We start from the raw sequence: 12,894 nt of genomic DNA, 5'->3' as shown, positions 1-12,894 counted from the left end.
AAGATGACAGTAAATGCGCAAGCAGGTTGAGTCGCCGTTTCAGTTCGGAACAGCTAATCAGAACCTGGAGTAATCGTCACGGATTGCCCGGATTGCAGCGCAATGGTTCGAACATGTTTACCGAACTTCAATTGTGTCCGGGTGCCGCCGATGCTGTGCACTGTCACGCTTGTGATGTCGCCATCCCGCCAACGCATATCCACCACGAAGCCGTCGCGCGCACCTATGCCGGTGACCTCGCCGCTTGCCGCCCAGGCTTTTGGCAGGGCAGGGAGAAGTTCGATCGAACCTGGCCGGGAATACAGCAGCATTTCCAGCATGGCCGTCGGCGTACCGAAGTTGGCGTCGATCTGGAAGATGCCGGAATCAGAGGTCATTTGGTAAATATCGAACAGGTTCATGGCGGTGCCATTGCCGCGAATCCGCCAGGGCGCAAGGTTGTTGAGTATCAGCTGGTAGGCACGTTCGGCCTGCTTCAGGCGCGCCCAGCATATCGCCCGCCATGCACAAGCCCAGCCATAGCTGGTCATGCCGCGTGCATCGAGCAGGCGGATGACGCCATCGATCAAGGATGCCGGGCTGTTGTCCAAGGTGATGCGGTCGCCCGGGAAAAATCCGATCAGTGGCGATAGATGTCGATGCCTGGTTTCTCCCAGGTTCTTCGCTGACATCCATTCTTCCAGCCATCCGTTTTCGCTGCTTACCTGGGGCAGATAAAGCTTTGCCTGCAAGCCGCCGATGACCGAACTGTAGTGCGCATCCATGCCCAGGATGGCGGCCGCCTGCTGATAGTTGTTGAACAGATCCCACACCAGTTCCTGGGCGTAGCTTATGCCTTTCGCATTCTTTGGGCCTTGTTCTGGCGACCAATCGCTGTCGTCGATCAACACCTCGCGTTCCAGTCCGCTAGCGGGATCGGCGACGCGCCGCGTAAGCAAGCGTGCTTCCCAGAACTCGCATGCACTCTTGAGCAGGGGATAGATGCGCACGAGGTAATCGTGCTGGAGCGTGTATTGGTAATGCTGCCAGAGACTGTTGCATAACCAGGCGCTGCCGGCAGGATGCCACCACCAGCCATTGCCGCCGAAAATATTGGTGGAAATGGCTACCGTCCATCCGGCCAGTTTGCCGGAGCTATTGCGGAAACCGTTTCTTGGATCATTGAAATGCTGCCGGGTTATCGCGGTCCAGGATTCGTGTTGCGACAGGCAGTAGTTCGCCAGTGCATCGAAGCAGGCAGGCAATCCGGCGCGATCCGGCAACCAGTAGTTCATCTGGATGTTGACGTCGGTGTGATAGTCGCTCATCCAGTCGGGCGTATTGTCGCCAAGCCATAAGCCCTGCAAGCTGGTAGGCAGTCTGTCGCGTGATCCGGCAATGGTCAGGTAGCGTCCAAATTGCAGGTATGCCGCTTCCAGCTCAGGGTCTGCGACGGCATCAGGTTTTGCGCGCGCCTGCAGACGCGTCCACGTATCCCATCCGCGTTGTTCCCGCGTCGATGCACCGAGATTGACCTGCATGGTGTCATACAGTGCGGCATAGTCGGCTATATGGGTGTGCAGTAGAACGTCCGCAGTCAGCGAGGCCGCAGCTTCAAGCTTCTGCTCCACCAGCGTCAGCGGATCGCGTGAATGATCCAAGTAGTCTTTGGTGACATCAGGGGTGTAATTGGTGCCACCACAGCACAGAATGGTCAGCGCATCACAGTTGGCAAAACGTAACGTGCCGTTCTCGACCGATACGGAGCCGGATCTGTTCACCGCTTTTACGCTTGCTGCGTATGTCAAACCGTTAGGGAGCGCACCGTTGACATGGCTGCTTGCTGTCCGTGGCGAAAACTGGGTGGTCTCTCCATGTGTTCCTTGCAAGTCGATGGCACCTGACCAGGTGCCGCCGCCACTCTGTGAAAGGTGTACGACGATGACGTCGTCCGGATGGCTGGCAAATATCTCGCGCAGATAATGGACGCCGTCCTTGCGATAGGAAATCCGCACATAGCCATTGGCGAGATCCAATTCCCGTTTGTAATCGTCAATACCCGACAGCTCGTGGCCATTCACGCCAAGGTAAAGCTTGGCAAGCATGGTAAAGCTGCCGAAATCCTTCACTTCGTAACTGAATTGCCCATCCGCATCGAGGGCATTGTTCGGTCCGCCGAGCCACATGGAGCTATCGGTGAGGTACAGGAAATCCCTGGCCGGATCACCGCCAACCAAGGCACCCATGCACCCGTTGCCGACCGGCGTCGCTTCCTGGATGACATTCGATTCGGAGGCAGGGGCGGTGTACCACAGCGTGGGGCCGTGCATGGACGGTGCGCGTGTCTTTCGCGGATTTTGTACAGGGCTTGCCGCGGCAGCGAATGCAGGCGCGCTCAACAAAGGCAGCAACGCCGCCATCGTGCCAGTCATTTTCAGGAAGCGGCGGCGTGCTGCATGCTCAAGGTTGCCATGATCATTTTTTGCGCCAGGACCCTGTGATTTTTTCATCGGCGATTTTCTCTCTTGGCACTATTTTGTGAGCAGCTGCAGATCGATAGCCGATGGTGCTGCATGCGCGGCGCAAAAGACTGGCGCAGCCATCAACGCGATTGCCGCCAGCAACCTCACTCTATGTTTAGCCGTTGCTGTGCTTGTGATGACGCCCCACATTTTTACCCATCCGTGCTTGACAGGGTGGATGATATCGGTCTACGTTATATTATATGACAAATATGCAAGCCTAGCCGTATGTCGTTGCTTTAAGCGGGTGCACTGAGAGGGAGCCAGCAGGCTTCAGTCCACTCGATGCAGTGGGTGATATTCAGCGGTTGCTGTTCGATTCCGAGAGGGTGAGGGGGCTTGCTGAGGCGGCTGGCACCGGCGACTCGCAAGCCGTTATTCCATTTTCACTAATGAGGCCGCAGCTATCTGCTCGGACCCTGAGGTTTTCGCACGCTTTTTACCCACCATTCCAGCGAAATCCGGAATTGCTCCGATTCTATTTCGAAGCGAATCGTCATTCCGGCCTTCGCCCACTGCTGTCCGGGGAAGTTTCGTAGTACCTCACCGTCATTCCGGCGAAGGCCGGAATCCATGCTTCGTACTGGCGATGGATTCCGGCCTTCGCCGGAATGACGGTAAGGCAAGATTGAAGACTATGTTGAAAACAAGTTCCTTGCTGCACTCTTTTGCAAAAAGCGCTATAGAGCGGCAATTTTCTGAGTTTCGACAAAATCTTCCCCGGACAGCAATGGGCCTTCGCCGGAATGACGATTCGCTCTGAAACGTGATGGATCAGTACGTCCTCAATACTTTGAAGGGAGCGTTGACAGTCATGAATATCCTTGTATTTAACGGCAATGCGCATTCACGATCCCGTACTCAAGCAACAGAACATCGCTTATTGGCGCGAACTATGAAGTCGCTCCTCTTACACGGTGTTTTGGCGTGCGGCTTGCTCAGCCTCGCGACCAGCGTTGGTGCGCAGGTTAACGGTGTGGCGCAAAAACCATACCTCGGCTGGAGCAGCTTCAGTCAGCAGACGCTCGACGCCAACTTTCTTACCCAAGCCAATGTCATTGCACAATCCGATGCGCTGGACAGCTCAGGCCTGCAGGCGCATGGCTTCAACTACATCAATATGGATTCCGGCTGGCACGGCGGTTTCGACGCGAACGGCAGGCCGATTCCCGATCCCACGTTGTTTCCGGATATCAAATCGCTGATCGATCACATCCATAAGAATGGTCAGAAGGCGGGCATTTATTGGATTCCCGGTGTCGAAGAGCCGGCGGTGACGGCCAATTCGCCGATCCTTGGTACGCCGTATCACATCCAGGACATTCTCACCGTACCGTACACGGCGGGGAATGCTTTCGGCGGCCCGGGCACGTCGCCTTATCATTACAAGATCGATTTCAGCAAGCCTGGTGCACAGGCCTATATCGATTCCGTGGTCGCGCTGTTTGCGTCATGGGGTGTCGATTTCATCAAGCTCGATGCCGTAACACCCGGCTCGTACAACGACAATCTCAATATCGATAATCGGGCTGATGTGGCTGCCTGGTCCAAGGCCATCGCGAACAGCGGCCGGCCGATCTGGCTGACGATTTCATGGGAAATCGATCAGGATTATCTCGACGCGTGGCAGCCATTTTCCAATGCACGCCGCATCGACGATGACGTGGAATGCGAAGGCCGCTGCGCAACACTTACGGATTGGTCGCGTATCTACAAACGCTTCCGCGATCTACCCGGTTGGGAGAATGCGGCCGGCCCCACGCTGGGCTGGAATGACATGGACTCGCTCGATATCGGCGATGGCAAACTGGATGGCCTGTCGCATGCCGAGAAGCGCTCCGCCATCACCCTGTGGGCGTTGGCGAACGCGCCGATTTACCTGGGTGGCGATCTGACGAAGATCGACGATTTCGGCAAGCAGCTGGCGACGGCTGATGAAGTGCTTGCCGTCGATCAATCCGGCAAACCGGCGAAGCAGGTGCTTGGTGGCGATTTGCCGGTATGGGTTTCCGATCTCGGCGATGGCAACTACTACGTCGCACTGTTCAATATGAATGCGACACCGGCGGAGGTGCGGCTGCCGTGGCGGGAGATCGGGCTCGACGGCGTGCGGCAAGTGCGCGACCTGTGGGCACAGACGGATCTTGGCCCATCATTTGGCGCATTTTCGACGGTACTGGATGGGCATGGCGTGCGGCTGCTGAAAATCTCCACGCGGGTCGGCCATACGCCATCTGCATCTTCTACCAGCTACGAAGCCACCACGGCGACCTTGGCGGGCACGGCATCCATTGCCGACTGTCCAAGTTGTTCCGACGGCAAAAAAGTCGGCAGCCTCGGTCTTGGTAGCGGTAACACCGTGACCTTCCAGAATGTCTATGTGCGCAGGGCCGGCGTATATCTCATGCAGGTCGACTCGATGACTTTCGCCTTGCGTTCCTATCTATACGCGGTCAATGGTGGCCCCTACCAAACGCTCAATGCCGGCGGCGGCAGTTTTCTTATTCCTTCGAGCACGACGGTGCCGGTTTGTTTGAAGGCGGGATACAACAGCATCCAATTCGGCAATCCCACCAGTTATGCGCCCGACCTGGATCGCATCGTGATCAACGGGCAGGGGGATGCCGTCTTGCCTACGGCTACCACTTACGAAGCCGAGCAAGCCACCTTGAGCGGCACGGTAACAGCAGGTTTCAGCAACTACGCGTCGGGGCTTTCCAAGGCGGGCAACATCGGCAATGGCGCGGCCAATACGGTGGCTTTCTCTAACGTTACTGTGCCAAGATCGGGCACCTACCTGCTTGAAATCGACTATATGACGAGTGGCACGCGTACGCTCGTTGTCACGGTCAATAACGCTGCACCGGTTTCGTTGGATCTGGATGGAAGCACCTTCGATGATCCGCGGCCAACGCTGCTTCGCGTTCAACTGAAGGCTGGAACCAATACCATCCAGATGGGCAATCCCAACGGTTATGCGCCGGATCTTGATCGTATCGTGGTGGCGCCATGGGTTGATTCGCTCTCCGGTTCGACGACACGGATGTGCCCGCGATAATGGGTAAAGCCCTGAACTTGAGACGTTAGAGCGGTGTTGTCTTGCCCGACGTCATTCCGGCGAAGGCCGGAATCCAGTTAAGAATGATGTGCGCAGCACACGACATAGAGGTTTTGTGTGCTTCGCACGGCATATTCAAACTGGATTCCGGCCTTCGCCGGAATGACGGTCGGGCAGGCCAATACCTTCTGGCAAGCCTTAAGACATCAAGCGTGATACAGCTGACTGCGCCCACCATCGACCAGCAAATCCGTCGCGTTAATAAAGCGCGCCTCGTCGCTGGCCAAAAATAGCGCTGCATAAGCAACTTCTTCGGACGTGCCGATACGTTTGCAGGGCAGCAGCTCAGTCTGCCTGCGGCGCTCGGCTTCGGGGTCCGGGCATGACTCGAAATAGCGTTCGGCCGCTGGCGTCAGGATCAGTCCCGGCGAAATCGAGTTTACGCGGATACCGCGTGCCGCGTATTCCAATCCCAGTGCGCGAGTGAGTCCGATAAGCCCATGTTTGGCGACTGGGTAAGGGAAACTGCCCGGAATGATTTTGTGCCCATGCACGGATGCAATGTTCACGATATGCCCGTAGCTTGCCTCAAGCATCGACGGCAACACCGCACGCGCACAATGCCAGGCACCTTGCAGGTTGACGCCGAGGTTGCGTTGCCAGTCCGCTTCGCTCAACGTCAGCGGATCGCGGAAGACATTGATGCCGGCGCCGTTGATCAGGATGTCGATGCGGCCGAGTGCTTCTTGGGCCTGCGTTACGGCGTGTTGCACTTCGTCGGCATCCGACACGTCTGCTTGCACCGCGATGGCACGGTGACCTGAGTCTGCGAGCTCGCGGGCGAGCGTTTCGGCGGCGGCGATGTCCACGTCAAGCAAGGCCAGCGATGCGCCTTCGCGTGCGAACAGCTCGGCGATGGCGCTGCCGATACCACTGGCTGCACCGGTGATCAACGCGGTTTTGTTCTCAAGGCGTGGCTTCACGTGGGTCTCCTGTTCCGCAGGCTGCAGCTTCCACGCGGAACACAAAATGCCGGCAGAGACGCTCGCCGGATGCCAGCGCCGTCATGCCGTGCGCCAGTGGCCCGCCTGGCAAATGCACGGCATCGATCGGATGGTCGACCGGTTCAAAGCAAAAGAAATCGGCATCGCGTGGCGTGTAGAGCAGGAATGCATCGACATCCGCCGCCATGTGCAAGCACATGCCTTGCCCAGGCCAATGCACCGTGGCTTGGCCCGACCAAGGCAGGAAGCAATGATTGAGCACCTCGTTCGGCAATGCTTTCGGTTGTTGGAAATCCCAGCCGGTGGGCACGGGCACGTTCTCCAGCGGCAGTGGCGAGCGGCCGTCGTTCTGCCATACGCGCGCAGCGGGTGCGTGCAAGGTCACGCCGTCGTGCAGTGCAATGAACGGATGCAGGCCTAGCCCGAACGGTAATGTCGCGTTGCCCGTGTTGGTCACGCACAGCTCGATTTCCAGCGAGTCCTCGCGCAATGCATAAGTGAGCATGGCGCGGTAGCTGTAGGCATCCAGCGCCCGCTCGTCCAACACCAGTTGTATTTCATCGGCCGTATGCGATTGCGTCGTCCACGCGCGGCGCCAGCCGCTACCGTGGATGGGATACGGTTCGCCGGGACAGTTGGGCGACAACGCCACGGACGTGCCGGCAAAGTTGAATCCTCCGCATGAAATGCGGTTGCTCCACGGTACGAGTGGATAACACGCCAAACGGTTGGGATCGAACGCTGCGCTTTCCTCCGGGTGCGCCGATTCATATGGGCGCAGCAAGGGGAAGGCGGCGTCTCGCCCAAGCCAATCGAAACGGCCCAGGCCACCGCCTTGCGTTGGCCGCACCTGCACGCGCAAATGCGTGTTCTCGAGCCAGCAACGCCCATCCTCGATCATCGCGTCTACTCGCGATCGAACGTGATGGCTGTACCCTGGAAATCGCCACGCATCAAAATGTCGATGCCTACGTTCATCCAGTAGGCACCGCTCGCCACCGTTGGCGTACGCTCCGCCAACGTTCCCTGCAGCACACGCAAGCGGTAGCGCGCATCCGGATCAAGCCCTTGCAGCCGCACCGTTGGATACGGATAGCCTTCGGTGCTGGAATGCAGGAAGGCGAACAGCACGGCATGCGCCTTGTCGGGCGATACGCTCTCGGTGGCTGAGTGCTCGCTGCCGTTATCGGGCGACACCAGGCGATACAGATCGCCATGCTGCACGGTCTCGCGGATCGCTTTGTAGTCGGCGATCAGGCGTTTTGCCGTGGCCATGTCCTGCGCGGTCCACTTGGTCAGGTTCGCGCCGACACCGAGCGAGCCTTGCATGGCCGACAGGAAACGGTATTCCAACGACATGCTGCGTCCATTCATGGAGGAGGGCGAGTCGGTAACCCAGGCCATCATCACGCCCGGCGTATGCGCCTGGGTAAAGCCATCCTGGATGCGCAGACGGTCGTACGCATCCGTGTTGTCGGAAGGCCAGACTTCGTCGGTGAGGTGCATGATGCCAAGATCCACGCGACCACCGCCGCTGGAGCACGATTCAATCTCCACGTTCGGGTGCTTGTGGCGTAGTTCTTCAAGAATGCCGTAGACATTGCGCACGAAGTCGACGTAGACGTTTTTCTGCTGGTCGGGTGGCACCGCTGGCCAACCCGGTTCGGACCAGCTGCGGTTGTAGTCCCACTTGATGAAGGCGATCTGGTTTTCGCTCAGCAGTTTGTCCAGCGCATGGAACACGTACGCGCGCACGTCCGGGCGGGCGAGGTTGAGCACCATCTGGTTGCGACCCAGGGTACGCGGGCGGCCGGTCATGTTGAGCACCCAGTCCGGATGCGCGCGATATAGGTCGCTATCCGGATTGACCATCTCCGGTTCAACCCAGATGCCGAAGTCCATGCCCAGCGCGTGGACGCGATCGATCAAGGGTTTCAGCCCATGCGGGAATTTTTGCGGATTGACGGTCCAGTCGCCCAGTCCGGCCTTGTCGTTGTTGCGCGCGCCGAACCAGCCGTCATCCATCACGAAACGTTCGACGCCGATACTTGCCGCCCTCTCCGCGAGCGCGATCTGCCCGGCTTCGTTGACGTCGAAGCCGGTTGCCTCCCAGGAGTTGTAGAGCACAGGCCGTGCTCGTGGATGCGGCGCCTGCGGCAGGATGCGCGTAAGCTCCAGCCGATGCATCAGCCGTGACGCTTCGCCCATGCCGCCGCTGGTGAGGCCCGCATAGAAGCTGGGTGTTTGCAGACTTGCGCCGGGCGCCAGCTTGTAGCCGAAATCAAACGGATTGAAGCCGCCGGTGACGCGTACTTGCTCGGCCTGATCCTGCTCGATCGCAATCTGCCAGGAACCGCTCCAGGCCAGGGCGCCAAACCACACTTGCCCATGTGTTTCGTTGGCGTCGTTACGGCGGATGGCGAACCACGGTTCGTTCTGCATGCCGGTACTGCCGCGGCGGCTTTCAAGCACGGTCTTGCCCGGCTGCACCGGGCGTTCGTAGATGTCGTTCTCGCCAGCCCAGCGGCCAGCCAGATATCGCAGCGTGTAATCGTGGCTGCGCGGCAAGATCCATGTACCCGCGCTCGCCTGTTCCACGATCACCGGTGTCGCCGTCTGGTTCTCGACGACGGCGCTGCGTCGCACGATACCCGTGCCCGGGTCGATCTCGTACTGCAAGGTGACGACGATCGCGCGCTCGATATCCTTCATTACGATGGACAGCACGTTGTCATGCACGCTGTTCGACACGTAATGCAAAACGAGGTCGCGATTGCCGTCTGGGAACGTGACCTTGAGGTCCGGCTCGTAGTAGAGCCCTTCGCCCCAGCCGGTGTATTCCTGCGGGATCACGTTGACCACGCCATCGATCGCATCGCGGCCGGGCGGCGCAACAGGTGTCGGCAACGGGTCGTTCGGTGCCAATCGCGAGCCCCAATAAATCGACTGCAGCTGCCCTTTTTCATTGACCCCGAACGCATAGGTCACCTTGGCCGCATCCAGCCGGAAGACACGGCCCGATACATCGATATGTGCGGTGCCGTCATGGGTTGCGGCGCGCGCATCGTTCATCGCGCCACATACGATCAACGCCATAGTGCCAAGGATCGCCAGGCCATGGCGGACGCATGCTCTTGGAAATTTCATCACGCAGGGACCCCTTTAATCACCGTTGACGAGGAAGGGTAGTGCCGGCAAAGGTTTTATCATACGACAAATATGTTTGCGGGCACGGTTGTGCCCATCGTGCCTTCTGACGCAAGCCCAATAGCTGGCATCCCGCGCGTCGGCCGTTGAAAAAAAGCACAAGGCCATGTCGATTTTGGACAACGCTATTCGTCGCTCTCACAAAGGCCGGACAAGCCGGCCCTGAGCAGGAGACTGACCATGCGTGTGATGGTGATGGGGAAGGCGACTGAGGGCACCGAAAATGGCGCGAGCATTGATCCCTCGGCGCTCGAGGCGATGAGCAAATTCAATGAGGAGTTGATCGATGCCGGCGTCCTGGTTGCCCTCGGCGGTCTTACGCCCTCCTCAAACGGCAAACGTATCGTGTCGGATGGCAACAGCCGTACCGTCATTGACGGGCCTTTCGCCGAGACCAAGGAGCTGGTCGCCGGTTTCTTGATCCTGGAGGTCAAGGACATGGACGAGGCGATAGCGTGGATGATGCGCGCTCCGCATTGCGGGCAGGGACAAAGCGAGCTGGAGATTCGGCCACTCATGGGAATGGCTGAATTCGAGGCCGTCCAGACGCCGCAGACCAAGGAAATCCGTGACCGGATCCGCGCGAAACTCAACGGCGCCTGAGCCTGTTGGTCGCGGCTGTTTTGGCATCCTGGTTCTACGAACCATCGCAAGGTGAAGGAAGAATGATGACTACCTCAACAGCAACAAAAAGAAAGCTCGTGTTGAAGATGTCCATTTCCCTGGACGGCTTTGTTGCCGGACCGAACGGCGAGCTTGATTGGATATTCCGGTCGTCAAGCGCCGATTCCAGGGCGCAGCTTGTCCATACGCTTGACGAAGCTGGCGTGCACATCATGGGCAGCCGCAGCTATTACGACATGGCAGCATTCTGGCCCTTTTCGGACACACCGTTCACAGCAGCGATGAACGATATCCCCAAGATCGTTTTTTCAAGGACCGGGATCAAGGACGGCACACAAGTGGATCGGACCGCCGAGGCGGATGCAGGTCTCACCAAGGGACGGCCCAGCGTGACGCCGACCGCGGCGGTCCTGAAATCCTGGGCCGAACCGACCGTGGCACGCGGCGATCTCGCGGAGGAAATTCTCCGACTGAAGGAACAACCGGGCAAATTCATCCTTGCCCATGGCGGGACCCGTTTCGCCCAAAGCCTCGTTGCCGCCGGCCTCATTGACGAATATCGACTGGCTATCCATCCGGTTTTACTGGGCCGGGGCCAGCCGCTGTTCTCCGGGCCGTACAGCCCCGCTGATCTGCGCCTGATCAGCGCGACGCCTTACAGCGGCGGCATCGTGGGAGTCGTCTACCATCCGGCATGAAGCGTCGCGTGCGCAGAATAGAAAACCCGCAAAGATCAGCCGCCGCTCGGACAACCTTCACCTGACGCAACGGCGACAACAGCCTGGTCGCGCGTTTCCACGCGGCGTGCGTAGCAACTGCCCAACGAATCGCTGAAGCGGTATGACTGCTCGCCGTGTTGTCCACGCGAACCGGTGATACCCGTACCGCCAGCGTTGAAGTCGGTGTTGCTGTGGCTGACGAGATGATTGTCCAGCGTGGACCAGAAGCTCACGTGGCCATTCTCGGTGTGCTGTCTTTTGCTCACATAACCCTGCTGCATGGTGATGTCTGCGGTGAAGGCACCGTCCGCGTGAATCTGTTTGTGGATGTCGATGAGCAGTGGGTACTCGAGATGATGCGTGTGCTGCATCGTGCCGGCATCGGTGGTGGTGCGCACGTCATCGACTACTTGCGTATGCATGGCAATGCGCTGGTTGTAGATGTCTTTCGATGGATGATCGAAGCCCTGACGGTTGACAAAATCCGAGTGCTGTTCGACGCGGGTGACGACTTTGCCGTGCGAGGTTTGCAGTTCGCCGACGATGACGTAATCGCCGTTTTGCAGGGTGTCGACCTCGCCATGCAAGGTGCCGTCAGCACCATGTTTGAAGTGGCGCTGCACCTGCGGCGGCTGGCCATCCTGCTGTGCGACAAGCGTGTTTTGCGTGAGCTTGCCGGTGAGCACGTCGCGCCCGTGGTCGCGCCACGCCAGCAGGTTGGCGGCAAGGCTGAAGAAGTCGTGTGCACCCAGCACTCGTACCGCCACAGTGTGTGGCTTGCCGTCGTCCAGCAATGCGGCAAAGGGTGTCAGGTCCACGCGATACGGTGTGAAGTTGAGCGTCTGGATGTCCGTCGTGGGCCGCCACAGATTGGGGTCGACGCCGCCGGTGTAGGTCCATGGATAGACGGGCGCGCGGCCCGCCGGTTGGCCGTCGATGCTCACGGACACTTCGCGAAAGTTGCCACCAGGGCACTGCTCCAGCGGATCGCCCGCGTTCGGTGGACCAAGCGAGAATTCGCGCGTGGGGTCCATGTCGGCATCGTCGATGCACATGTACCACTGCTCGTCCACGGCCTGGCTTTGCGCGATCAGATCCAGCACCACACGTTCGATGTTGCGGGGCAGGGTGAGCGTACGTGAGAGCGTTTCATGGCCGTTCTGCACATCCACCGGATGCCCATCGTTGTCGCCGACTAGACCGATGGCGAGGTCGGCGGGCGACGCAGCCTTGCTCGTCGTCGTGGTTGGATAGAACACCAGTTTCGCGCTGCCATGGATCACGCCGGCACGCGTGGCATCTATCCAGTTGTTGAGGATGGTCTGGCCGTGTCCGCCGTCACGGAACAGGCCGGCGTAATCGGTCACGTCGCGTTCCACATGCCAGTGCGGGCTGACCTTGGCGCTCGGTTCCTGCGTGGTGCCGTAGAAGAGATTCACGCCCTTGAGCCATAGGCTGACGGTACGGTCGTATTGCCGGCCGGCAGTCACCGAGAAATCCGCCTCCAGCACCACTTTCGACCACGGCCCGGTGCATTGCGCAGGCGGCGCGTACGTCCACTCACGGGGTTTCGCCGCGCGCGAAGTGGCGTCGCCGTGATCGTCGAACGCAACATCGGTATACAGATTGGCGACGCAAGGCGTGCCGGCAGGGCGCGGTACCGGCGCATCGGCGATGGCGACGCCACGGTCGCCCACGGCGGGCGACGTTTGCGCAGCGGCGAGCGCACTCGGCAAGGCCAGTGCAAGGGCAAGGCTCGGGCGAATCAGGTGGTGCATGTG

9 protein-coding genes are annotated in these 12,894 nt (G+C 59.3%); 3 read left to right on the top strand and 6 right to left on the bottom strand.

The annotated features are described in order from the left end of the window. Positions 1 to 53: 53 nt before the first annotated feature. Together IEX75_RS16885 and IEX75_RS16880 are read right to left on the bottom strand one after the other, a co-directional pair. On the bottom strand, positions 54 to 2,489 hold the full coding sequence (locus IEX75_RS16885) for a glycosyl hydrolase family 95 catalytic domain-containing protein (protein WP_229720916.1): 2,436 nt from the start codon (positions 2,487 to 2,489) through the stop codon (positions 54 to 56). A gap of 508 nt (positions 2,490 to 2,997) precedes the next feature. After that, positions 2,998 to 3,348, bottom strand: coding sequence for a hypothetical protein (locus IEX75_RS16880; protein ID WP_188795916.1), 351 nt, complete (start codon positions 3,346 to 3,348; stop codon positions 2,998 to 3,000). Between the two features lie 48 nt (positions 3,349 to 3,396). Here IEX75_RS16880 and IEX75_RS16875 point away from each other — a divergent pair, with 48 nt between their 5' ends. Further along, positions 3,397 to 5,559 carry an alpha-galactosidase D gene (locus IEX75_RS16875; RefSeq protein WP_188795914.1) on the top strand — a complete coding sequence of 721 codons (2,163 nt, stop codon included), beginning with the start codon at positions 3,397 to 3,399 and terminating at the stop codon, positions 5,557 to 5,559. 206 nt (positions 5,560 to 5,765) lie between these two features. On the opposite strand, the gene IEX75_RS16870 is transcribed toward IEX75_RS16875, so the two are convergent. The 3 genes from IEX75_RS16870 to IEX75_RS16860 are packed head-to-tail and all read right to left on the bottom strand — an operon-like array spanning position 5,766 to position 9,710. Further along, positions 5,766 to 6,542 carry an SDR family oxidoreductase gene (locus tag IEX75_RS16870; protein ID WP_188795912.1) on the bottom strand — a complete coding sequence of 259 codons (777 nt, stop codon included), beginning with the start codon at positions 6,540 to 6,542 and terminating at the stop codon, positions 5,766 to 5,768. Further along, positions 6,526 to 7,464 carry an aldose 1-epimerase gene (locus tag IEX75_RS16865; RefSeq protein ID WP_188795910.1) on the bottom strand — a complete coding sequence of 313 codons (939 nt, stop codon included), beginning with the start codon at positions 7,462 to 7,464 and terminating at the stop codon, positions 6,526 to 6,528. The genes IEX75_RS16870 and IEX75_RS16865 overlap by 17 nt, the downstream gene beginning before the upstream one ends. A gap of 5 nt (positions 7,465 to 7,469) precedes the next feature. Beyond that, positions 7,470 to 9,710 carry an alpha-galactosidase gene (locus IEX75_RS16860; protein ID WP_188795908.1) on the bottom strand — a complete coding sequence of 747 codons (2,241 nt, stop codon included), beginning with the start codon at positions 9,708 to 9,710 and terminating at the stop codon, positions 7,470 to 7,472. Between the two features lie 240 nt (positions 9,711 to 9,950). Between IEX75_RS16860 and IEX75_RS16855 the strand changes: the two genes are divergently transcribed. Both IEX75_RS16855 and IEX75_RS16850 read left to right on the top strand, forming a co-directional pair. Further along, complete coding sequence (locus tag IEX75_RS16855; protein ID WP_188795906.1) at positions 9,951 to 10,373, top strand: YciI family protein; 423 nt, start codon at positions 9,951 to 9,953, stop codon at positions 10,371 to 10,373. A 62-nt stretch (positions 10,374 to 10,435) separates the two neighbouring features. Next, the gene (locus IEX75_RS16850) at positions 10,436 to 11,092 is read left to right on the top strand and encodes a dihydrofolate reductase family protein (protein WP_229720915.1); all 657 of its coding nucleotides are present in this window, start codon (positions 10,436 to 10,438) and stop codon (positions 11,090 to 11,092) included. A 35-nt stretch (positions 11,093 to 11,127) separates the two neighbouring features. Here IEX75_RS16850 and IEX75_RS16845 read toward each other — a convergent pair whose 3' ends face one another. Beyond that, a complete protein-coding gene (locus IEX75_RS16845) occupies positions 11,128 to 12,891 on the bottom strand; it encodes a peptide-N4-asparagine amidase (protein ID WP_188795904.1) in 1,764 nt (587 codons plus the stop codon). Between the last annotated feature and the right edge of the window lie 3 nt (positions 12,892 to 12,894).

Source organism: Dyella nitratireducens (assembly GCF_014642835.1).
GTDB classification, from domain to species: Bacteria; Pseudomonadota; Gammaproteobacteria; order Xanthomonadales; family Rhodanobacteraceae; genus Dyella_B; species Dyella_B nitratireducens.
This window is presented reverse-complemented; position numbering and strand designations above follow the sequence as displayed.

Bases quoted from the DNA above. Each gene is read 5' to 3' on its own strand.
- IEX75_RS16850 (WP_229720915.1), top strand. From the start codon at position 10,436: ATGATGACTACCTCAACAGCAACAAAAAGAAAGCTCGTGTTGAAGATG.
- IEX75_RS16845 (WP_188795904.1), bottom strand. From the start codon at position 12,891: ATGCACCACCTGATTCGCCCGAGCCTTGCCCTTGCACTGGCCTTGCCG.
- IEX75_RS16880 (WP_188795916.1), bottom strand. From the start codon at position 3,348: ATGCGCATTGCCGTTAAATACAAGGATATTCATGACTGTCAACGCTCC.
- IEX75_RS16860 (WP_188795908.1), bottom strand. From the start codon at position 9,710: ATGAAATTTCCAAGAGCATGCGTCCGCCATGGCCTGGCGATCCTTGGC.
- IEX75_RS16865 (WP_188795910.1), bottom strand. From the start codon at position 7,464: ATGATCGAGGATGGGCGTTGCTGGCTCGAGAACACGCATTTGCGCGTG.
- IEX75_RS16875 (WP_188795914.1), top strand. From the start codon at position 3,397: ATGAAGTCGCTCCTCTTACACGGTGTTTTGGCGTGCGGCTTGCTCAGC.
- IEX75_RS16855 (WP_188795906.1), top strand. From the start codon at position 9,951: ATGCGTGTGATGGTGATGGGGAAGGCGACTGAGGGCACCGAAAATGGC.
- IEX75_RS16885 (WP_229720916.1), bottom strand. From the start codon at position 2,489: ATGAAAAAATCACAGGGTCCTGGCGCAAAAAATGATCATGGCAACCTT.